At 46.5% G+C, this 21,439-nt stretch carries 25 protein-coding genes; 11 read left to right on the top strand and 14 right to left on the bottom strand.

The genetic code is table 11. From position 1 onward, the window contains the following. Positions 1 to 5 precede the first annotated feature (5 nt). Positions 6 to 887 carry an acyltransferase gene (locus QTO00_RS00125; protein ID WP_331422190.1) on the top strand — a complete coding sequence of 294 codons (882 nt, stop codon included), beginning with the start codon at positions 6 to 8 and terminating at the stop codon, positions 885 to 887. A gap of 39 nt (positions 888 to 926) precedes the next feature. Here the strand turns inward: QTO00_RS00125 and QTO00_RS00120 are convergent, their stop codons facing one another. From QTO00_RS00120 to QTO00_RS00100, 5 genes are all read right to left on the bottom strand, one after another. After that, on the bottom strand, positions 927 to 1,517 hold the full coding sequence (locus tag QTO00_RS00120; protein ID WP_331422188.1) for a thiol:disulfide interchange protein DsbA/DsbL: 591 nt from the start codon (positions 1,515 to 1,517) through the stop codon (positions 927 to 929). A gap of 26 nt (positions 1,518 to 1,543) precedes the next feature. After that, entirely contained in the window at positions 1,544 to 2,530 is a 987-nt protein-coding gene (locus QTO00_RS00115) for a serine/threonine protein kinase (protein ID WP_331422217.1), read from the bottom strand. Between the two features lie 55 nt (positions 2,531 to 2,585). Further along, positions 2,586 to 4,004 (bottom strand): cytochrome c oxidase accessory protein CcoG, encoded by a 1,419-nt coding sequence (gene ccoG / locus QTO00_RS00110; protein ID WP_331422187.1) that lies wholly within the window; start codon positions 4,002 to 4,004, stop codon positions 2,586 to 2,588. A gap of 245 nt (positions 4,005 to 4,249) precedes the next feature. Beyond that, on the bottom strand, positions 4,250 to 4,516 hold the full coding sequence (locus QTO00_RS00105) for a YihD family protein (protein ID WP_331422186.1): 267 nt from the start codon (positions 4,514 to 4,516) through the stop codon (positions 4,250 to 4,252). A gap of 98 nt (positions 4,517 to 4,614) precedes the next feature. Further along, positions 4,615 to 4,782 (bottom strand): hypothetical protein, encoded by a 168-nt coding sequence (locus QTO00_RS00100; RefSeq protein WP_200884369.1) that lies wholly within the window; start codon positions 4,780 to 4,782, stop codon positions 4,615 to 4,617. A gap of 292 nt (positions 4,783 to 5,074) precedes the next feature. Here QTO00_RS00100 and QTO00_RS00095 point away from each other — a divergent pair, with 292 nt between their 5' ends. Then, on the top strand, positions 5,075 to 5,872 hold the full coding sequence (locus QTO00_RS00095; protein ID WP_331422185.1) for a sporulation protein: 798 nt from the start codon (positions 5,075 to 5,077) through the stop codon (positions 5,870 to 5,872). A 90-nt stretch (positions 5,873 to 5,962) separates the two neighbouring features. Then, positions 5,963 to 6,616, top strand: coding sequence for a PAQR family membrane homeostasis protein TrhA (gene trhA, locus QTO00_RS00090; protein WP_331422183.1), 654 nt, complete (start codon positions 5,963 to 5,965; stop codon positions 6,614 to 6,616). Here trhA and QTO00_RS00085 read toward each other — a convergent pair. From QTO00_RS00085 to def, 6 genes are all read right to left on the bottom strand, one after another. After that, positions 6,613 to 7,191, bottom strand: a complete 579-nt coding sequence (locus QTO00_RS00085; protein ID WP_331422181.1) for a DUF3157 family protein — start codon at positions 7,189 to 7,191, stop codon at positions 6,613 to 6,615. The two genes, trhA and QTO00_RS00085, sit on opposite strands and share 4 nt — an antisense overlap. Positions 7,192 to 7,199: 8 nt before the next feature. Next, positions 7,200 to 8,645, bottom strand: coding sequence for a TrkH family potassium uptake protein (locus QTO00_RS00080; protein ID WP_038208722.1), 1,446 nt, complete (start codon positions 8,643 to 8,645; stop codon positions 7,200 to 7,202). A 9-nt stretch (positions 8,646 to 8,654) separates the two neighbouring features. Then, the gene (gene trkA, locus QTO00_RS00075; RefSeq protein WP_038208725.1) at positions 8,655 to 10,031 is read right to left on the bottom strand and encodes a Trk system potassium transporter TrkA; all 1,377 of its coding nucleotides are present in this window, start codon (positions 10,029 to 10,031) and stop codon (positions 8,655 to 8,657) included. Between the two features lie 57 nt (positions 10,032 to 10,088). Next, on the bottom strand, positions 10,089 to 11,369 hold the full coding sequence (gene rsmB, locus QTO00_RS00070) for a 16S rRNA (cytosine(967)-C(5))-methyltransferase RsmB (protein WP_331422177.1): 1,281 nt from the start codon (positions 11,367 to 11,369) through the stop codon (positions 10,089 to 10,091). 67 nt (positions 11,370 to 11,436) lie between these two features. Then, positions 11,437 to 12,384 carry a methionyl-tRNA formyltransferase gene (gene fmt, locus QTO00_RS00065; RefSeq protein WP_331422176.1) on the bottom strand — a complete coding sequence of 316 codons (948 nt, stop codon included), beginning with the start codon at positions 12,382 to 12,384 and terminating at the stop codon, positions 11,437 to 11,439. Between the two features lie 26 nt (positions 12,385 to 12,410). Next, complete coding sequence (def, locus tag QTO00_RS00060; RefSeq protein WP_038208733.1) at positions 12,411 to 12,932, bottom strand: peptide deformylase; 522 nt, start codon at positions 12,930 to 12,932, stop codon at positions 12,411 to 12,413. Positions 12,933 to 13,109: 177 nt separating this feature from the next. Here def and QTO00_RS00055 point away from each other — a divergent pair, with 177 nt between their 5' ends. Genes QTO00_RS00055 through QTO00_RS00040 form a run of 4 tightly spaced genes read left to right on the top strand, consistent with a single transcriptional unit; the run spans position 13,110 to position 16,127 of the window. Further along, a complete protein-coding gene (locus QTO00_RS00055) occupies positions 13,110 to 13,913 on the top strand; it encodes a hypothetical protein (RefSeq protein WP_331422175.1) in 804 nt (267 codons plus the stop codon). A 15-nt stretch (positions 13,914 to 13,928) separates the two neighbouring features. Further along, on the top strand, positions 13,929 to 15,047 hold the full coding sequence (dprA, locus tag QTO00_RS00050; RefSeq protein ID WP_331422174.1) for a DNA-processing protein DprA: 1,119 nt from the start codon (positions 13,929 to 13,931) through the stop codon (positions 15,045 to 15,047). 2 nt (positions 15,048 to 15,049) lie between these two features. Next, the gene (locus QTO00_RS00045) at positions 15,050 to 15,529 is read left to right on the top strand and encodes a DUF494 family protein (protein ID WP_331422172.1); all 480 of its coding nucleotides are present in this window, start codon (positions 15,050 to 15,052) and stop codon (positions 15,527 to 15,529) included. A gap of 13 nt (positions 15,530 to 15,542) precedes the next feature. Continuing rightward, on the top strand, positions 15,543 to 16,127 hold the full coding sequence (locus QTO00_RS00040) for a DNA topoisomerase family protein (protein WP_331422170.1): 585 nt from the start codon (positions 15,543 to 15,545) through the stop codon (positions 16,125 to 16,127). Positions 16,128 to 16,205: 78 nt separating this feature from the next. On the opposite strand, the gene QTO00_RS00035 is transcribed toward QTO00_RS00040, so the two are convergent. Together QTO00_RS00035 and purE are read right to left on the bottom strand one after the other, a co-directional pair. Beyond that, entirely contained in the window at positions 16,206 to 17,339 is a 1,134-nt protein-coding gene (locus tag QTO00_RS00035; protein WP_331422168.1) for a 5-(carboxyamino)imidazole ribonucleotide synthase, read from the bottom strand. Between the two features lie 3 nt (positions 17,340 to 17,342). Beyond that, on the bottom strand, positions 17,343 to 17,828 hold the full coding sequence (gene purE / locus QTO00_RS00030) for a 5-(carboxyamino)imidazole ribonucleotide mutase (RefSeq protein WP_331422166.1): 486 nt from the start codon (positions 17,826 to 17,828) through the stop codon (positions 17,343 to 17,345). 162 nt (positions 17,829 to 17,990) lie between these two features. Here purE and QTO00_RS00025 point away from each other — a divergent pair, with 162 nt between their 5' ends. The 4 genes from QTO00_RS00025 (at position 17,991) to QTO00_RS00010 (ending at position 20,660) form a co-directional block, all read left to right on the top strand. Next, positions 17,991 to 18,548, top strand: a complete 558-nt coding sequence (locus tag QTO00_RS00025; protein ID WP_331422164.1) for an L-threonylcarbamoyladenylate synthase — start codon at positions 17,991 to 17,993, stop codon at positions 18,546 to 18,548. Between the two features lie 21 nt (positions 18,549 to 18,569). Next, positions 18,570 to 19,484, top strand: coding sequence for an oxygen-dependent coproporphyrinogen oxidase (gene hemF, locus QTO00_RS00020; RefSeq protein WP_331422162.1), 915 nt, complete (start codon positions 18,570 to 18,572; stop codon positions 19,482 to 19,484). 73 nt (positions 19,485 to 19,557) lie between these two features. Further along, the gene (gene aroE / locus QTO00_RS00015; protein ID WP_331422160.1) at positions 19,558 to 20,391 is read left to right on the top strand and encodes a shikimate dehydrogenase; all 834 of its coding nucleotides are present in this window, start codon (positions 19,558 to 19,560) and stop codon (positions 20,389 to 20,391) included. Then, positions 20,391 to 20,660: a DUF1488 domain-containing protein gene (locus QTO00_RS00010; protein WP_331422159.1), complete on the top strand. Its 270-nt coding sequence runs from the start codon at positions 20,391 to 20,393 to the stop codon at positions 20,658 to 20,660. The genes aroE and QTO00_RS00010 overlap by 1 nt, the downstream gene beginning before the upstream one ends. On the opposite strand, the gene QTO00_RS00005 is transcribed toward QTO00_RS00010, so the two are convergent. Further along, positions 20,630 to 21,187 carry a gamma carbonic anhydrase family protein gene (locus QTO00_RS00005; protein ID WP_331422157.1) on the bottom strand — a complete coding sequence of 186 codons (558 nt, stop codon included), beginning with the start codon at positions 21,185 to 21,187 and terminating at the stop codon, positions 20,630 to 20,632. The two genes, QTO00_RS00010 and QTO00_RS00005, sit on opposite strands and share 31 nt — an antisense overlap. Between the last annotated feature and the right edge of the window lie 252 nt (positions 21,188 to 21,439).

Raw genomic sequence — 21,439 nt, 5'->3', positions numbered from 1 at the left:
ATCTTATGTTGGCTCACTTACTCCTTGTTCTAAATGCTAGTTTGGTTATCTTCAACTCCGCGCTTTGCTCAATTGCGATCTGTGTGGTAGCCATTGTTAAGTTGGTTTTGCCAACAGCTGTACTTAAAGCGTACGCCACCCAGTTAGCGAATAAAATCATGTGGTTGTGGGCGACAATTAATGCTGTCATTCTCAATGTCTCTAACCGCGTGGAATGGGATGTTCAAGGTGGTGAAGAGCTTAAAAAAGATGGCTGGTACTTAATGATCAGCAATCACCTTAGTTGGACCGACATTGTTGTACTGTGCTGTGTGTTCAAAGATCGCATCCCTATGCCTAAGTTTTTTCTTAAGCAGCAACTGCTTTATGTTCCATTCATTGGTATGGCTTGTTGGGCATTGGATATGCCTTTCATGCGTCGATACTCGCGCGAATACTTGATTCGTCACCCAGAAAAGCGTGGTCAAGATTTAGCAACGACGCGTCGTTCTTGTGCCAAGTTCAAGCACACACCGACCACAGTTGTGAACTACGTCGAAGGCACACGTTTTACACTGGATAAGCAGCGCAAGACCAAAGCGGGCTATCAATATCTTTTGCAACCCAAAACCGGTGGTATTGCTTACACATTAGCGGCAATGGGGGACCAATTTGAAAACATCATTGATGTTACTTTGGCTTATCCTGATAACACGGATAAACCGTTTAAAGATGTATTAATGGGCAGGATGACCAAGATAGTGGTTCGCACACAAGTATTACCAGTCGATGAGCAAGTGCGAGGGGATTACTTTAACGATAAGCCATATAAACGTCAGTTTCAGCAGTGGCTAGGTGATGTTTGGCAACAAAAGGATAGGGCTTTAGAAAAGATATACAAACAGTAGAGGGAGCTCAACTTGCGCGTTGAACTCCCATCTGAATCGTTATTTTTTCAGTAGGAAGTTAACAATCTCGTAGAACTCTTCAGCGGAACGAGCTTGAACCAAGTAGCGATTATTGACCACAACTGCTGGCACACCTTGAATCCCTGCTTGCTTGAAGTTCTTGTCAAAGCGACGAACCATTGAATCTACCGCAAAGCCGTTAAAAGCGGCGTCATATTTTTTCGCATCAATACCTTCATCGATAAAGATCTGACGCAACTGCTCGTCATTCTTTGGCGCTTGCTTGAGGTTGTGAATACGGTTAAACATCACCGCAGACATTTTGTCTTCTACCTTGAGAGAAACCATAGTCGCGTAAGCTTTGCTCATCGACATGCCCATGTTTCCACCCATAAAAGAAACGTGATTCTTTTGTAGTTTAACCCCTTCTGGAAGCTTAGTTTTTAGGTTCGCAATCAATGGCTCAAAGCTGTGGCAGTGAGGGCAGTAGAACGAAAAGAATTCTGTGACGGTTGGCTTTTTCGAGGCTTCAAGGTCGAGAACTTGGTAATGTTCACCTTCCTTGAACTGTTCAGCATGAACTGACAAGCTAAGTAGTAAGGAAACGACAAGTGTGAACAGTTTTTTCATTATTATACTCCATTAATTAGGTTCTATTACCACTGCGGCATAAGCGAAAGAGGTGGCTCATCTAGTGTAGAAATTTGCTCCTTAAAAGCAAGTACCTGACTCTCCCAATATTTTGGATCATTAAACCAAGGGAAAGCGAGAGGAAAAGCAGGATCTTGCCACCGTTTTGCTAACCATGCCATGTAGTGCACCATACGTAGACCGCGAAGTGGCTCGATTAGTTTCAATTCACTCGGGTTGAAGTCGTTGAACTCCTCATACGCTTCCAAAATAATATCAAGCTGCATCAGCTTATCGGCGCGTTCTCCACTTAATAGCATCCACAAGTCTTGTATCGCCGGACCATTACGTGAATCATCAAGGTCGACAAACATAGGGCCGTCGCGCCATAGAATATTGCCAGGGTGGCAGTCACCGTGCAGGCGAATGGTGTTGGTTGAATCATTCCAGTGGTTTGCTAAGCACTTAATCAGCAAGTCGAGGTCATTGAAAAACGCATTTTCTAAGTGCATCGGAATGAACTGAGAATCTTGCAGCAGTTTGCGTGGCTGATAGACATACTCTTCGAGCCCAATAGTTGGGCGATGCTTGAAAGTATGCTTTGCGCCTACTTTGTGGATTCGACCTAAAAAGCGCCCAACCCCTTCTAACTGCTCTAGATTGTCGACTTCAAATTGCCGGCCACCAACACTTTCAAACAGAGCAAAAAGGTAACCCTGGTAGTGATGGAGCGTTTGACCATTGAGAATCACAGGAGGTGCAACGGGAATCTCAGACTCAATTAGTTCGAGGGTGAAGTCGTGTTCTTCTTGGATCTGCTCTTGGCTCCAGCGTTCCGGGCGATAAAACTTGACCACATAGCGCTGGCGCTCTTCATCGGTAAACTGGTAGACGCGGTTTTCGTAGCTGTTGAGAGCTAAAAATCCAGACTCGGCCCGAATACCAATGCTCTCGAGGGCATACCACATAAAGTCAGGTGTCAAAGCATCAAAGTTAAAGGCTTGCTGTGTCATAAAATAAAAGAGGCTCATTGCTGAGCCTCTTTCCATATTTGTTAGTAGATTGCGCTTAGAGTTTCTTGATAAAGCGGCTCTCTACTTCAATCGTGAAGTCTTCGCTATCGGACAGTATAAACTGAATTGTTGAAACTGGAGAGCTGAGTTTGTCGGGATTGACGCCTAAGCTCATCGGTAGACTCAGTACTTCGCCCGGTTCCACTTGGATAGTTTGCTTGCCATACCAAGAGACGTCGCTGAGACCTTCAACAGTGAGCTTATACTCTTGTTCCTGTTGAGTTTTATTGATGATCTTCAGCGTGTAGGTGTTTTCTATTTCGCCTAAACCATTCACGCGAAATAGCTGATTTCTATCACGTAGAACACTTAAGCCTGCTGGTTCAACACTGGCGACTTGGACAAAGAACAGGCCAATCATCACCAGTAACACAGCCCCGTAGCCAAGCAGCTTAGGGCGCGCAACCTTGGTGTGCTTACCGGACAAGCGATGTTCAGTGGTGTAGCTGATTAAGTCTTTCTCATAGCCCATACGGCTCATGGTTTGGTTACATGCATCGATACAAGCGCCACAGTTAATACACTCGTATTGAAGACCATCGCGGATATCAATACCGGTAGGGCAGACCTGAACACATAGGTCACAGTCGATACAATCACCCAAGTCTAACGCTTTTGGATCGGCTTTGCGTGAACGTGGCCCGCGAGCTTCGCCACGTTTGGTATCGTAGCCAACGATAAAGGTATCTTTATCAAACATAGCGGATTGGAAGCGCGCGTAAGGGCACATATGGATACAGACAATCGAGCGCATCCACCCAGCATTGGCGTAGGTACAAATAGCAAAGAACAGCACCCAGAATATCGGCCAAAACTCGGCATCTAAGGTGAAGAAACCGACTACTAGATCTTTGATTGGCACAAAGTAACCGGTAAAGGTAAAACCTGTCGCCAGCGCTATTGCCCACCATGCGAGGTGCTTAACACCTTTGCGCAGCGCTAAGTTACCCGTGAGTTTTCCTGAGTCTTGCTTACGGCGTTTGTTGGCACTGCCTTCGAGTTTCTCTTCGAACCAAATGTACATAAAGGTCCACACGGTTTGTGGACACAAGTAACCACACCAGACTCGACCTAAAAAGGTAGTGATAAAAAACAGGCCAAATGCTGCGATCATAAATAGCAGTGCTAGCAGAGTAAGGTCTTGAGGGTAGAGTGTGGTACCAAAGAAGTTAAATTGCTGATTACCGATATCGAGCAGTACAGCTTGTCGCTCACCATAAGGGAGCCAAGGTATTAGTGCGAAAAGGACTAACAGGAACCAGCCACCATAGCGGCGCAATTTCTGAAAGGTACCTTTGCTTTCACGTACGTAAATGCGGTTGTTTGGGTTGAACCTGTCCCCTTTAGTTTTGTGTGTCTTGGGGTTAAAGGTCTTGGGAGTCACATCTTTGATATCGATTTTATCCTGACTCATTACGCTTCCTTCTGGGCTAAATGGTGTGATTTATTGGTTTCACACTCTGTCGACATTGCTATTTTAGTAAGCTCTTATGGACGGCGATTATATACGCAATAACATTTTTATTTCTTTAACGCTATCAACCTTTAACAACAAAGAACACTGCAGTTTTATAAATAAATCGCCTAACAGTTTGAGTTCTGGAATCAAACAGATATAAAAAAAGCGACCAAGGTCGCTTTTAGTGAGTAATACTAGGGTTAGTCGATAAGACCACGCGCACGCAAAATAGCAGTTTTAAAGTCATCCTCTTGGTCTTTTTTAAGGCCAGGTATCATTTCATCTTTTTCGCTGTTGCGCATTTTTAGGTGATAGATAAGAACATCATCAGTCAGGTCTTCTAGCTTACCTTCGTAACCAGCCTCTTGGGCTAATTTAACAATCATTTGCAGAAGATTAAGGTCTTGGTCTTTTTGCCATTCAGGCTCTAGTAGCTCTAATAGCTCCTCAATACGGTGACACTTCATCGGCTTTCTCCACAATATTTATAATGGTTTGCTGCTAAAGGTATCAAATTGAAGAAATGAAGGTAAGAAAAAAGCGCAGTCAGCGCTGCGCTTTTTAATTAAGCTGCCTTGGTGACTTTCGCTGTAGTTACTGCCATTAGGGCGGTTTTTTCGACCAAAGTCATTGCTGGAGCTGATCTTTTTGCCACTGGAGTAGAAACAAATCCACTGCGGCGGCGCATCGCACTGCGGTTCGTGTGCGAAAACCTGACTGTTGTTGGGCGCATTAAGTTACCTAACTGTCAGGCATATCCATTGCCAATGTAATGGCCTGATTAATTATGGGCTTGATTCATTGCTGAAACTAAGCTCTTTTGGCTTGCGCCAATCCGTACTATTAATCAGGAATGTTGATATGCAAGCATATCAACAATTAGATTAGCACTATCAACTCGGTTGGTCGATATTTAATCGATTACGAATCGATACAAATATGTGAAGATGTCTGTGGTAGTGATACAGCAAAGCAGATTAGTATGAAAGTGATCGAATGGTTTTATTTGTGCCAAGGAGGTATTGATGTCGTTGTTTAAGAAAACCCTGGCCAGTTTTGGTATCGGATCGGCCAAGGTCGATTCTGTCTTGCAGCAAGAAGTTTTGTATCCAGGACAAAAAGTGAATATCACCATCCACGTTTATGGTGGCTCAACTGCGCAAGAGATCGATAACATAGATCTGAAGCTCTATTGTCGTTACATCAAAGAAGTCCCAGAAAATCCAGATAAGGATAAACACAAGGCAAGTAGAATGCGTCGTGTTCCTGCAAGTTATGTATTGGCTAAGTGGTCATTGCCTTATGCATTTACTATTGCGCCTGGGGAGTCTCGTGATTTTGAAATAGAGCTTGATGTGCCGTGGAACACGCCTGTAACGATCGGTGACTCTAAGGTGTGGCTAGAGACAGGCTTAGATATTGCGATGGCTAAAGACCCAACCGATAAAGACATCCTCACAGTCAGGCCAGATCCATTGCTTGATGGTATCTTTACTGCACTTGAAGAGCAGGGGTTACGTATTCGTCAGGTCGAGTGTGAAGAGGTAGACGGATTCGCGATGCCTTTTGTCCAGGAGTTTGAGTTTGTTCCGACTACAGGGCCTTTCCATGGACGTTGGCGAGAGCTTGAAGTCGTCGCCTATCGCACAGAAGACACCTTGCAAATGTGGTTTGAAATTGATCGCCATAGGCAAGGTGCGAAAGGCATGCTTGCGAGTCTATTAGGCTTGGGAGATCTGAAGCGTCAGATGGAAATTCCTCTGCATACTTCGGCGCAAGAGGCAGGCGCACAAGTGGTTGCTTATTTGGATGCGCATTCGTAACCTAATCTTAAAAACTTTCAGCTTACAAGTGTAAGCTTAATGTGCGATACTCTGGAGTAATTATTCCACTTTACCCAGAGTAGAGCATGTATGTCTGTCAATTCTCCCTCTGAATACAGCGCTAAAGAAGAGTTTGCCAATACACTGACCCATGCTTTTGGTATGGTGCTGAGTATTGTCGGCTTGGTGCTGTTACTGATTAAATCGACCACGCACAATGCCGATGTACTGACTTTAACGAGTATGAGTATCTATGGCACCAGCATGATTGTGCTGTTTTTGGCTTCGACTCTCTACCATGCAATCCCATACAAACGTGCTAAACGAGCGCTGAAAACCTTCGACCATTGTGCCATCTACCTGCTTATTGCGGGCAGTTACACACCATTTCTTTTGGTGAGCTTACGAACACCGCTCGCCGTTGGTTTAATGGCAGTGATATGGGGTATCGCGTTATTTGGCATTGTGATGAAGTTGGCGTTTGTTTACCGTTTTAAGAAGTTGTCATTGGTCACTTATCTGGCGATGGGATGGTTATCCTTGATCGTGATTTACCAATTGGCGATGAACATAGAGGTCGGTGGATTGACTCTGCTCGCAGTTGGGGGAGTGATCTACTCATTGGGAGTGATCTTTTATGTTGCAAAGCGCATCCCTTATAACCACGCTATTTGGCATGGTTTTGTCTTGGCGGGATGCGCCTGCCACTTCTTTGCTATCTATTTCTATGTCGACCCTATTTAGCGAGATTCGACAGTAGTGATTTCAGCATTGAGTTGATAGTGCTGCGCGCGCTCGACCGAGAATTGAATCGCTTTACCTGTTTGGGCCTGCTGAGGACGTAGGTAGGTATCTGCCATGCGCTTAATTGATGTCCATACTTTTACTTTTTTCCTCTCGATGACATTGCCTGATGGTCCAGTCAATTCAACGTCTAGCTCTACCATGATGATGGATTGTGAGCTTTGGTTGGTCAGTGAGGTAGGGATTATCAACTGTCCAGACTCATAGCGAGCTGAACCAAGCAATACATCGACTCCAGAATCAGATAGTTGCATGATGGGCTTGGGATTGCCTAGTTCAATGACGGTGCCGAGTTTTTTTTCAATTACGGGAATTGTCGCGATCGTCGCTTTCACTGCCGGTTGTCCGGAGTGACTGGTTGAGGCCGATGGTGCCTCTGAATTGGCGGGCGCAACGTATTGCCAAGTAAAGTCATCATTGAGCAGAACTTGACGCCCATCCGTTAGGGTAACGGTTTGAGCGGCATAGGCCAGGCTACTAATGATGCATAAAACGGTTGCAACTATCGATTTCATAATATTCCTTAACGACGCCAAAAGGCGGGAAAAAACAGTACTAATAGGGTGAGAATTTCTAACCTGCCCATTAACATCCCCAAACTTAGCAACCATTTCGCTGCATCTGGCAGTGGAGCGAAGTTACCTGTTGGGCCGATGACCGATCCCATTCCTGGCCCGACGTTAGCGACTGCAGTAATTGAGCCAGAGATACTCGTAACTGGATCGAGCCCCATCGCACTTAAGCCGCCCGCGATGGCGATAATAGTGATGAAGAAGGTCAAACCAAACGCCACGACAGAACGGACGATATCGTCATTGACAGGGCGTTGGTTGTAGCGTTGAACGAATACGCCAGATGGGTGAATCAGTTTCATCATCTGCTTGTTAAGAAGTGTGATCGCAATTTGGAAGCGGAAGATTTTAATTCCCCCTGCCGTCGACCCTGAGCATGCCCCTGCCATCATAAGGAAAGCAAATAGGGTGGTCGGTAGCGCACCCCAAGCGGTGAAATCCTCTAAACCAAATCCAGTTGTGGTTACCACAGAAACTATGTTGAACATCGACACGCGCAGTGCATCTAATGTCGTGTAGCCATCTCGAATCACCAACCAAGCCGCAATAATCAAACTGCTGACCAAGAACAGATAGCTAAATCCTCGTACTTGAGCGTCTCGTAATAGCTCTCTGAATTGACGCTTTCTGATTGCCGCGACAAAGAGTAAGAATGGTAAGCCACCGAGAAACATAAAGAGTGTTGCTACCCAATGGGCACCATTAGAGAAATGGTTCATTGATCCGTCGGACGTGGAGTAGCCCCCGGTCGATAAGGTGGTAAAGGCGTGATTGATCGCTTCAAATAGCGTCATTCCCGTAAATAGGTACCCGATGATGCAAAGTAGGGTAAGGGCGAGGTACACCGCAACGATATTCTTAGCTACGGTTTTAGCGCGCGGACTACTTTTATCTGACCAGTCGGAAGATTCGGTATGGAATAGCTTCATACCACCGACGTTGAGCATAGGTAGAACTGCTACTGCCATGACGATAAAGCCTATGCCACCTAGCCATTGCAGTATTGAACGCCATAGTAAAATGCTAGGTGCCATATTATCGAGTCCGCTAAGAACGGTAGAGCCCGTCGTCGTGATACCGGACATAGTTTCAAAATAGGCATCGGTAAAGCTAATGTGGTTGATAAACACAAAGGGCAGAGCCGCAAACGCACTCGCAATCGTCCACACTAGACTGGTTATGAGGAACATATCGCGTACACTGAGCTTAAACCGCTTGGTGCGCCCTATAGTCAAACACGCGAAGGCGGCAAGGTGGGTGATAATAACTGCCTGACCAAATTCGAGAAATCCAGAGGTGCCAGTGACAAACGCGACCAAGGTGGGCACGTACATAAATAGAGCCAGCTTGGATAGCACTAGCCCTATAACAAACAGGACAGGACGGAAATTGACCATAGCCTTTGCCTAAAGGAAGAACGGACTCGGTTGGAACAGAGCTTCTACATCTGGAACGTATTTCTTGTCGACCAAGAACATGACCACGTGGTCATCTTGCTCGATAACGGTACGGTCATGGGCAATAAGTACTTCCTCACCACGTACAATCGCACCTATGGTGGTGCCAGGTGGTAGTTTGATATCGCCGATAGCGCGACCCACGACTTTAGATGTCGTTTCATCACCATGGGCTATTGCTTCGATCGCCTCCGCTGCCCCGCGACGTAGAGAAGAAACATTAACAATGTCCGCTCGGCGGACGTGAGTCAGTAGTGCAGAGATAGTCGCTTGTTGTGGAGATATCGCCACATCAATCACGCCACCTTGTACCAAATCGACGTAAGCGCCACGTTGAATTAGTACCATGACTTTCTTCGCACCCATACGCTTAGCGAGCATGGCTGACATGATGTTGGTTTCATCTTCGTTGGTGAGGGCGATAAACACGTCAACCTGATCGATGTTCTCTTCCGCTAGTAGTTCCTGATCGGCGGCATCACCACAGAAGACAATCGTGTTCTCTAACTCCTCAGAAAGTTTTTCCGCACGTTGATAGCTGTGCTCGATCAGTTTAACGCTGTATAGATGCTCTAAGCGGCGAGCAAGGCTTGAGCCTATGTTGCCGCCACCGACAATCATGATTCGACGGTATGGTTTCTCTAAACGCTGCAGCTCACTCATGACTGAGCGGATGTGGTTACTGGCTGCGACAAAGAACACTTCGTCATCGGCTTCAATGATGGTAGTGCCCTGAGGACGAATTGGTCGACCTTGACGAAAAATCGCAGCTACACGAGTATCAATATGGGGCATATGCTCACGCAGGGCAGACAGTGCGTTACCTACTAGTGGACCGCCGTAGTAGGCTTTTACTGCAACCAAGCTGACTTTTTGCTCGGCGAAACTGACTACCTGCAAAGCACCCGGGTATTGGATTAGGCGCTCGATGTAGCTAGTAACCAGCTCTTCAGGTGCGATTAGATGATCGACCGGAACCGCACCGGATTGAAAGAGTGCTTCTTTTTCGGTTAGGTATTGAGGAGAGCGTATACGTGCTATACGGTTAGGCGTGTTAAATAGAGTAAATGCCACCTGACAGGCAGCCATGTTTGTCTCATCCATATTGGTGACGGCAACTAACATATCAGCATCTTGAGCGCCAGCTTCACGCAGCACATCCGGGTGGCTTGCGTACCCATTGACTACGCGTAGGTCATACTTATCTTGCAGTTCACGCAGACGATCGGAGTCACGGTCAACAATGGTGATGTCGTTGTTTTCACCAACGAGGTTTTCTGCCAATGTGCCGCCAACCTGACCCGCACCAAGGATGATGATTTTCATACACTACTCTCGCTTAACTAGCTAAATGGTGACAACCTAAGTTGTCACCATGTCATATTACGCTTTCTTGGTTAGGACGGCATAGTAGAAACCATCCATATCCTCTTCCCCTGGTAAAATTTGACGTCCAGGGTTGTTTACGTCTGAGCCAACTAAGGTTGCGTCATTCGTGCGCTCAAGGAAAGCTTTTACTTGCAGTACATTCTCTTTTGGAGTGATTGAGCACGTAGCGTAAACCATAGTACCGCCCGGTTTTAGCTGCCCCCACATCGCATCCATTATTTCACTTTGCAGCTCAGCCAAGGCATCGATGTCGTTTGCTCGACGTAACCACTTAATATCAGGGTGGCGTCGAATAACTCCCGTTGCAGAACATGGCGCATCGAGCAGAATTCGGTCAAATTTCTCGCCAGTCCACCACTGTTGAGGATAGCGAGCATCGCCACAAATAACGTCAGCACGTAGTTGAAGTCGTTCTAAATTGTCATAAACGCGATCAAGGCGCTTGGCATCACAATCAATCGCAACGACTTCAGTGTCTTCGGTATGCTCAAGAATATGCGCGGTTTTACCACCGGGCGCAGCGCAGCAATCGAGAATCAACTCACCATTTTGTGGCTGTAAGTAGTTGACTGACAACTGAGCAGCAGCGTCTTGTACCGATACCCAACCACGATCGAAACCTGGAAGAAGCGTTACGTCACAAGGCGAGGCCAATTTTATGGCATCACTGGCTTCTGGGTGAATGCTGAATTCAATGTTTTCATCTTTCAGCAGTTCAAGGTATTCATCGCGGGTGTGATGTTGGCGGTTTACTCGCAGCCACATTGGCGCTTTGCTGTTATTGGCTTCAACCAACTGTTCCCATTGCTCTGGGTAGCTGTCGCGTAGCATGTTGAGTAGCCAGTTTGGATGACCGTATTTGCCCGCGTTGTGACTCACTGCCTTCTCATCAAGCTCTTCTTGGTCACGAAGGTAACTGCGCAGCACGGCATTGATCAATCCGCGTAGACTTGGGCCTTTAAGCGTTTTCGTTCCCTCGACCGTTTCAGCAACGGCTGCGTGAGCAGGAATGCGCATGAAGCTAAGCTGGTAAATACCGACAAGAATCAAGTGGTGGAAAACGCGTTTTTTCCCTTTTAGCGGCGTTTCCATCAGCTCATTAGCGATAGATTCTAGTCGTGGTAGGTAGCGAAGCGCGCCGTAACAGATCTCTTGCAAGAGAGCATGGTCTCTTGGTCTGATGGTCTTTTGCGCCGCAGGTAAGGCGTGTGAAAGGGATTGGCCTTTGTCGACCACTTGAAATAGGACGTTTGCAGCAGCTGCGCGAACATTCATGATGGAATACCTTAAACTAAGGGAGGGTGTCTCCACCCTCGAAATGTACTTGTTCCCTGCGGGAAAGTTAGATGAGTTGAGTTCCTACTTCGAACCAACTTGCGCGAGAGTTCAAAATGTCTTGAACTGACATCGCTTTTTTACCTGGTACTTGTAGCTGTTCTAAAACCAGTACGCCGTTACCTGTGGCAATGTAGATACCCGTTTTGTCTGCTTGTAGGATAGTACCAGCTGGCTTGTCTGTTGCTTGGTCGTCAACTCGGCTTTGCCAAACTTTGATGCTGTTTTCAGCAGCTTCAAAATGGCTCATTGGCCACGGGTTGAAAGCACGAACGCAGCGCTCAATATGCTCAGCATCGTCGTTCCAATCAATGCGAGCTTCTTCTTTGCTAAGCTTCTTGGCGTAGTTAGCTAAAGCATCGTCTTGCTTTTCAGGTACGGCTTTACCCTTAGCAATATCCGCCAAACACTCTACTAAAGCGTCAGGACCAAGCTCTGCGAGCTTTTCGTACATGGTCGCACTGGTATCGCTCGTTTCGATTGGCAGGGTGGCAATTTTAAGCATGTCACCAGTATCTAAACCGATATCCATCTGCATGATAGTGACACCCGTTTCGGCATCTCCCGCCCAAATCGAGCGTTGAATTGGAGCAGCGCCGCGCCAGCGAGGTAGGATTGAACCGTGAACGTTGATACAACCAAGTTTTGGCGTATCAAGCACCGATTGGGGAAGCAATAGGCCGTAAGCAACCACAACCATGATATCTGCGTTCAAATCTGCAAGCTGCTGTTTTGCTTCGTCAGATTTAAAGTTCTCAGGTTGGAATACTGGGATGTCATGCTCAAGAGCGATGTTTTTTACTGGGCTGGCGGTTAGTTTTTTACCGCGACCTGCTGGGCGATCTGGCTGTGTGTAAACAGCGATAACGTCGTGCTCCGAAGACAACAACGCCGCCAAGTGACGGGCGGCGAAATCCGGAGTACCAGCAAAAACAATTTTCAAAGGTTTGCTCAAGGTACCTTCCTTCTATTAGTTGGCGCTTAGGCTTTGTTCGCGTTCTTTTCGTTGAAACGCTTGATCTTAGCAAGCTTGTCTTGAATACGCTTACGCTTCAGTGGCGAAAGGTAATCGACAAACAGTTTGCCTTCTAAGTGGTCAAGTTCGTGCTGAACACAAATTGCCAATAGATCATCAGCATCAAAGGTAAATTCTTCACCTTCACGGTTTAAAGCTTTGACCGTTACTTCCGCTGCACGTGGCACTAATGCTCGTGCACCAGGAACCGATAAGCAGCCCTCTTCAATCCCGTCTTCACCGCGCTTTTCGATGATTTCCGGGTTGATCAGAACCATTGGCTCATCGCGGGTTTCAGAGATATCGATAACAACAATGCGCTGGTGGAAATCAACCTGGGTTGCTGCCAGACCAATACCTTCTTCGTCGTACATGGTTTCAATCATGTCATCAACGAACTTTTGAATCTCAGGTGTCACCTCTGCAACTGGCTTAGCCACGGTGCGTAGGCGATCATCTGGGAATGTTAATACTTGTAATACAGACATATACACTCGAAATGTTGAACTGTGCCGAATCAGGATAAACCTCGTTGGCTCAATTCTAGACATTTTACATCTCAAATGACAGCATCAATGCGTTTTTTGAGTCGCTTCTCTTTGTTGTTAACGCTCAGATTTAGAGGGAATGTCGCTGAGATAGATAGCTGATTAGGAGTTAAAACTATGCTGCGCATTTGCTTGAGTGTTTTTGGGTTTGCTTTGCTTGGATTTGTTAATCTCGCCATCGCTCAAACAGAGGCGTTGCCAGAAAAGCCAATAGTCAAACTAAGCCCAACTATCCATCATCAACACAGTACCGCTTCGTACCCTTCCGACTTTGCGCAAAATCCTTTCGATTTAACTCAGGTTCAAATTATCGATGCTGATGCGAGCAAAACGGTCAGTCGTGTGATTGGCAATGTTCAGGGGCGTCGGCTTATCGATGGTCGCGAGCCCATTATTATCTCTGGTCGTCACGCGCAACAGGCATGGGCTATTTACCGCGAAATCAGCTATTACCAACGGGAGACAGCAAAAGTTGTTGTGATTAGGAAGATTGCCGATGCACGTCTCGAGTTCGTCAATGAAGAACATACAAGTCTACAAGTGACTGATCAAAGCCAAGAGATTGCTGCCAATGATATCGCTCTTGCTACGGCCCTACTGACTAGAAATCAAGCCACTCTAACGGCTGTTTCATCTGCCACAGTGTCTAGTGCGGAGATTGTTGGGACGCTAGCGGGCACTAATTATGTGGGTGAAAACCAAAGCGTGATCCTTAATCGAGGCAGTGATGATGGGCTATTGGTTGGCCATGTGTTCGAATTGCTTGACGATTTTGCTACTGATATGCCCCAGCTTTCTGAGAGGCATATAGGTCAATTGGTGGTAACTCATCTACATCCACGGTTTAGTATTGCCGTGGTTAGCGAGAGTGTTGAAGCGATTGGCCTTGCGACGAAGATCCAGCCAGCTAAGTTTCAATAGAAGGGCGCATAGGCGATGAATCAAGAACAATTGAGCGCGTGGCTGTCACTCTATTTTACTCCGAATATCGGGCCGAAAACTTTTACCCGCTTATTAAAGGCGGACTCCCCAGTAAACATTGTGCAGTCAGACAAGGCGACTCTGTTGTCGTTTGGTTTTGACCAAAAGCAGATCAAATACTTAAAGCAGCACTCTGCCTCTGAAGTTGAGCAATGTTTAGAGTGGCAGCAGAAATCTGCACACAACCATATCATTACACTGTCTGATAAGGCTTATCCCCAAATGCTAAAGCAAGCGGTGGGCTCACCTCCGGTTCTGTTTGTACAAGGCGAGCTGACGGGATTGGCTGAGCCCCAAATGGCGATAGTAGGAAGTCGCAATGCCAGTATTGAAGCGTTAAACAATGCGCGCCAATTTGCTTCATCTTTAGTTGAGCATGGGTTAATTGTGACAAGTGGCCTTGCGTTGGGCGTGGATGGTCATGCTCATGACGGAGCTTTGCAAGGCAATGGACGTACCTTGGCGGTGTTAGGCTGTGGTTTAGAGTCTGTTTATCCTGCCCGTCATCGTAATTTGGCCGATAGAATTGTCGAACATAATGGCGCCTTGGTATCGGAGTTCCATCCACAAGCAAAACCTAAGGCGAGTCATTTTCCACGGCGGAATCGAATTATTAGTGGCCTCTCTTTAGGTGTATTGGTGGTCGAAGCAGCAGAGAAAAGCGGTTCATTGATTACTGCTCGTTATGCTCTGGAACAAGGGCGAGAGGTATTTGCTGTTCCGGGCGCGATCGACGATGTGAATGCGCGCGGTTGTAACCTGTTGATTAAGCAAGGTGCTTGCTTGGTAATGCGTGTAGAAGACATCCTGGATGAAATAGATACACTGCTGCGTTGGTCGAATACTAGTAAGCCACCGATTCAAAATGAACTTTTCGATAAAATAGAGAGCAAAGAAGAATTGCCATTTCCTCAGCTGTTAGCTAACGTAGGAAGTAAAGCTATACCAGTTGATATTCTTGCAAACAGGACCAATATACCTGTGCAGGAGGTCATGATGCAGCTCTTGGAGCTTGAGCTTTCAGGGCATGTTGTTGCAGTTTCCGGTGGCTATATTCGAAAGGGGAGGGGCTAGCTATGATGATGGATATCTTAATGTATCTATTCGAAACCTACATCCATAGCGATGCAGAGTTACAAGTCAATCAAGATGAGCTAGAAGAAGAGCTTCTTCGCGCAGGCTTTCATCAAAAAGACATTTATAAAGCCCTTGTCTGGCTAGAAGAGTTAGCAGCACTACAGCAAAGTGAAACCCACTCTGCGATTTCGGTGTGTAGCACTTCGAACTCGACTCGTATCTATACCAGCAAAGAGTGTGAGCGCTTAAGTCTTGAGTGCCGTGGCTTTTTGACCTTCTTAGAGCAGGTTAATGTTTTGACCACAGAAACTCGTGAGATGGTCATTGACCGTATCATGGGGTTAGAGACAGACGAGTTTGAACTTGATGATCTCAAATGGATCGTGCTTATGGTGCTGTTTAATGTGCCGGGGAACGAGAACGCATACACACTTATGGAAGAGCTGTTGTATACCAAAGAGCAAGGTATTCTTCACTAACTCCTGAGTTGATATGAGCAATAAAATTGACCATCAGCTGTTTTCAGCCCATGAACACGCATTAGAGCATCAAGCCTGTCCTAAGTGTCAGCAAGAGCAGCGCGAAGGTGAACTTCACCTTCGCCACGGCAAACACGGCCCTTTCTTGGGCTGTGATCAGTATCCTGTGTGTGACTACATCAAGCCTTTACATCAAAATGATGGTCATATCATTAAAGAGCTAGGCGTGCCATGCCCTGAGTGTGGCAATGAACTGGTGCTGCGCCAAGGTCGCTATGGGATGTTTATCGGTTGTAGTCATTATCCTCAATGCCACCATATCGAATCTCTTGATCAACCTAAGCAAGAACAGCAGCCAGAGCATCATCTTTGCCCAGAGTGCGCTAAAGGCCATTTGGTCGAGCGTAAGACCCGTTTTGGTAAGGTTTTCTATGCCTGTGATAACTACCCTAAATGCAAGTTTGCGGTTAATCAGCCGCCAATTACAGGTCAATGTGAGAAGTGTGGTTTTCCACTGTTAGTTGAGAAGAAGCTGGCCAGTGGAGTCAAAAGGCAGTGCGCCGACAGAAAGTGTCATCACACTCAATCGGAACAGTGATAGCAACCAGAATTATTGATCTCTGTTGATATAAAAAAACGGCGCATCAAGCGCCGTTTTTGCTATCTATGAACTGAATTACTCGGCAAAGTTTGCTGAAAACTCATGCACCGCAGGAAAGGTCTCTTTGTCTAACACATCAGCCAGTGCACAAAGTTTACGTTGCAATTCACCACTGTAATCGCCACAGACATTGATGTGACCCATTTTACGACCGGCGCGTTTCTCTTTGCCGTACCAGTGAATATGAACCCCATCCATTGCCAGTAATGCTTGTGGCAGGGTGTCTTCACCCAAGACGTTGATCATTGAGGTTTCACGAATCAGCTTAGTGCTACCTAATGGCAAATCACACACTGCACGTAGGTGGTTTTCAAACTGACAAGTCTCCGCACCTTGTTGAGTCCAGTGACCAGAGTTGTGCACACGTGGCGCAATTTCGTTTACCAGTAAAGTGCCATCCACATCAAAAAACTCGAGGGCGAGCACGCCAACATAGTCGAGTTTATCGGCAACAGCAGTGAACATCTGTTTTGCTTGCTGTTGCAGATCGGTGTCTGCTATTGCTGTGGACAGAGTCAGTACGCCATTGGTGTGAACGTTTTCTGCTAATGGATAAACCTCAACGCTACCATCTTTACCACGAGCGCCGACTAAGGATACTTCACGGTTAAATGGAACGAACTCTTCAGCAACGATCGCTTGCGAGTCTGAGGCAGCAATGCACTCGGCCATTTCAGTCCAAATCGCATCCGCTTGATTGGCATCCTTTAGACGCCATTGGCCTTTACCATCGTAACCACCCAAAGCACTTTTCAGTACCATTGGAATTCCGACGTGCTCAATTGCACGGTCAAAATCTTCACGCGTGTTGATGACAAAGTATTTTGCATTGCGAACATTAGCGTCATCTAATAGCTGTTTTTCAATGCGGCGATCGCCACCGGCTTTGATTGCTTCAGTTGAAGGTAAAAACTTTCCACTTTGCTCACATACTGTAAGGGTGTCGTGTGGAATATGCTCAAACTCAGCAGTAATGACATCTGCGCTCGCAATCGCACTCTCTAAACCATGACTAATCACAGCTTGAGTTAAAGGGTGGACGATATTTTTGCTACCCACATCGTAGGCTGAAATTTCGATATTCAGTGGCGCGCCAGCGAGTGACATCATACGAGCCAATTGGCCTGCACCTAGCACTAGAACATGCATCGATTAGTCCTCAGCTGGGTTTGGGTTAGCGAGAACCGTTTCTGTTTGCTCGGCGCGGAACGCTTCAACTTTCGCCATCACAGCTTCATCATGAGTGCCAAGAATTTGCGCAGCTAAAATACCGGCGTTTGCCGCACCCGCTTCGCCGATAGCAAGCGTACCTACAGCAATACCTTTTGGCATTTGCACGATGGAGTATAGAGAATCAAGGCCGCTAAGTGCGCGAGATTGAACAGGAACACCCAGTACTGGTAATGAAGTAAACGCAGCAGCCATACCCGGTAGGTGAGCAGCGCCGCCAGCACCAGCAATAATGACCTTTAAACCGCGCTCTTTGGCGCTGTTAGCATAGTCAGCTAGAAGTTGAGGAGTACGGTGTGCAGAAACGACTTTGGTTTCGTACTCAACGCCAAACTTGTCTAGCATTTCTGCTGCTAGTTTCATGGTTGGCCAATCTGATTTAGAACCCATGATGATACCGACTTTCATCTCAAACTCCTTCAAAGCTGCATAGATAAGGTGAGCAAACAATTTGAGCGCATTATACGGAGATTTCACTCTCAAGCAAACGTTTGCGTGTGATTGAAATTAGTAACCGTGTGCGATTATTTGTAAACTGACTTCAATAGAGACTTTATAAGGTGCCATTAGGTGGATAACTTTGCTCAAGCACTCAACGCTTTGAACCGTGGAGAAGTCATTGCTTACCCAACGGAAGGGGTGTTTGGTGTCGGATGTGACCCAGATAATAGCGACGCGGTACGTAAGCTATTGCAACTAAAACAGCGTCCTGAAGAGAAGGGGTTGATCCTTATCGCAGCTGATTATGAGCAGCTTGTACCGTATATCGATGAGTCTCAATTGACAGAAGAACAGTTAGCAAGAGTTAAACAGAGTTGGCCGGGACCCGTGACTTGGATAATGCCGCGTAGCTCGCGCGTCTCTTCATTGGTATCTGGTCAGCATCAATCGATAGCAGTTCGCGTAACGGATCATCCTTTGGTACAAAAGATGTGCCATGCATTTGCAAAGCCGTTAACCTCAACCAGCGCCAACTTAACTGGGCAGCCAGCCTGCCTAACCAGTGAAGAGGTATACCAGCAATTTGGCCGAGAGCAGATCATTGTGCTTGAGGGAAAAACCGGCGGAAGAGAAAAGCCAAGCGAAATTCGCGACGCTAAAACATTACAAGTATTAAGACAGGGATAACTCTGCAGTAAAGGAAATCGTATGTCAGCGATAGATAAACAAGCGGTAAAACAGTTTTTGATGTCTCTTCAAGACTCTATATGTCTGCAACTAGAAGAGGCCGATGGACAAGCTGTTTTTGTTGAAGATGCGTGGCACCGTGAACCTGGTGAAAAGTTAGGTGGCGGCGGCCGCACACGAGTCATGAAAGAGGGGGCCGTATTTGAGCAAGGGGGCGTGAACTTCTCCCACGTACAAGGTAAAGAGATGCCTGCTTCAGCGACCGCTCATCGTCCTGAACTTGCAGGACGTCGCTTTGAAGCTATGGGTGTCTCTTTGGTTATGCACCCAAATAACCCTTACGTGCCAACGTCTCACGCCAATGTACGCTTCTTCATTGCGGAAAAAGAGGGTGAAGAGCCTATTTGGTGGTTTGGTGGTGGTTTCGACCTCACGCCTTTCTATCCATTTGATGAAGACGCTCAGTATTGGCATAACACCGCCAAAGAGGTGTGTGCTCCGTTTGGCAGTGAAGTTTACCCTGAACACAAAGCTTGGTGTGATAAGTACTTCTATCTTCCGCACCGAGATGAAACTCGTGGTGTTGGCGGTCTGTTCTTTGATGACCTCAATCACTGGGAGTTTGATAAGTGCTTTGATTATATTAAAGCCGTCGGTGAAGGTTATACCCAAGCCTACTTGCCGATAGTCGAGCGCCGCAAGGACACCAAGTATGGTGAGCGAGAACGTCAGTTCCAACTCTATCGTCGTGGTCGTTATGTCGAATTTAACCTGGTTTTCGACCGTGGCACTCTGTTTGGCTTGCAAAGTGGCGGTCGTACCGAGTCGATTCTAATGTCTATGCCGCCTCTTGCTCGTTGGGAATATAGCTACCAAGCAGAAGAGGGCAGCGAAGAGGCCAAACTCAACCACTACTTAAAGCCAATTGAGTGGTAAGACTTTTTTCCCTCTATATATAGTGATAGGGTCATGACAGTGACCCTTTCTTATTTATGGAGCAAATCAGGTTATGGACCACCAAATTGATAAGTACGCCGTATTTGGCAATCCGATTTCACAGAGTAAATCACCTTTCATCCATACCCTGTTTGCACGCCAAACGAATCAGAACCTTGAATACACGGCAAAAACAGCGCCGCCAGAAGAGTTTGCAGCAGCGGCAGAAGCTTTCTTTGCAGAAGGTGGTAAAGGTTGCAACATTACCGCCCCTTTTAAAGAGCAAGCATTTCAGTTTGCAGATCGTCTAACAGAGCGTGCCAAGCTTGCTGGTGCGGTAAATACGCTAAAGAAGTTAGATGATGGTGAGATTATCGGTGATACCACTGATGGTGCGGGTTTAGTGCAAGACCTTCTTGCCATGCAGGTAGAACTTAAAGACGCTCGTATTTTATTGATTGGTGCTGGTGGAGCGGCAAGAGGGGTGATTCAACCGCTACTTGAGCAAAACCCGCAGCAGTTAGTGATTACCAATCGTACCTATTCTAAAGCCCAGCAACTGGCCGAGATGTTCGAAAGTTTTGGTAACATCAGTGCGACGCTAATGGATAACGTTGGACAAGCCTATGATGTAGTAATTAACGCCTCTTCTTCAGGTCTGCATGGCGATTTGCCCGCAATTTCGGCCGATATCTTTGATGCGAACAGTACTTGTTATGACATGGTTTATGGCAAAGGTGTGACTCGATTTAACCAGTGGGCTCTCGATAATGGCGCAGCAAAGGCATTTGATGGCCTTGGTATGCTAGTCGGTCAGGCAGCTGAAAGCTTTATGCTTTGGCGCGGCCTAAGACCGGGCACTAAACAGATTCTGCGTGAGCTAAGAAAAAATCTAGAGGGCTTGTAATGAATCAATCGATTCTTTTTCCTGACGTCCAGTCTTGGGACCAAGACAAGCAAGCGGTGTTGTTTTCAGCGCAGCAGGCGGGAGCACTTATTCAGTGCTTGGTAACGAAAGCTGAACTAGAGAAGTTGTCTGGTCAGACGGTTGATAATGAACAGCAAGCTCTTGAAGTGTTCTCTCAATACCGATTTGATCTTGAAGAGCTTGCTGAAGAGTTAATTGAAGACGAAGAGTTCAACGCTCAAGGGTGGATTGTAATATCCTCTACCTGATGCAGGTAATCTTCTTTGTTCTGCACATAGTTATCGGCAGACTTCTGCAAGAAAGCGCGCTCCTTATCGTTAAGTGGGCGCGCTTGTTTTACTGGGCTACCGACATAGAGGTAACCACTCTCTAACACTTTGCTAGGTGGAACCAAACTCCCTGCACCGATCATAACCCCTTCTTCTATAACTGCCCCGTCTAAAACAATCGCTCCCATGCCAACTAACACTCTATCTTTAATTGTGCAGCCGTGAAGCATGACTTTATGGCCGATAGTGACATCATTGCCTATGATTAGTGGGTAGCCGTTAGGGTTGTCTTTATTCTTATGGGTAACGTGAAGCACGCTACCATCTTGAATATTGGTGCGCTCACCAATATGAATGTGGTTTACATCGCCACGGGCAGCGACGAGTGGCCAGACGCTAGAGTCGTCGCCGATGCGGATATCTCCCACTAATACCGAACTGCTATCTATATATACGCGTTCACCTAGTTGTGGCTTTATACCTTTATAACTGCGTAGAGAGGTCATCATTTTTCCTTGTTCTAGAGGAGAATTGCCATCATAAGGCTAGAAAAGTGGCAAAAACAGGTGGTTTTGAATAGAAAATACACAAACAATAAAAAAATCAAAAAAAACGCGAAAAAGGGCTTGCCAATGTGATGGCGATCTCTATAATGCCCCTCGCTGACACGGCAACGCTTCAACAGAAACGTTAAGCTGGTTAGTAAGGTCAATTAGCCAAGCGGAAACGCTTGAAAAAAGTTTGAAAAAAGTGGTTGA

This window comes from Vibrio sp. M260118, assembly GCF_036533755.1.
GTDB lineage: Bacteria > Pseudomonadota > Gammaproteobacteria > Enterobacterales > Vibrionaceae > Vibrio.
Note: the sequence above shows the minus strand (reverse complement) of the source record. Positions and strands in the feature narration are given on the sequence as shown.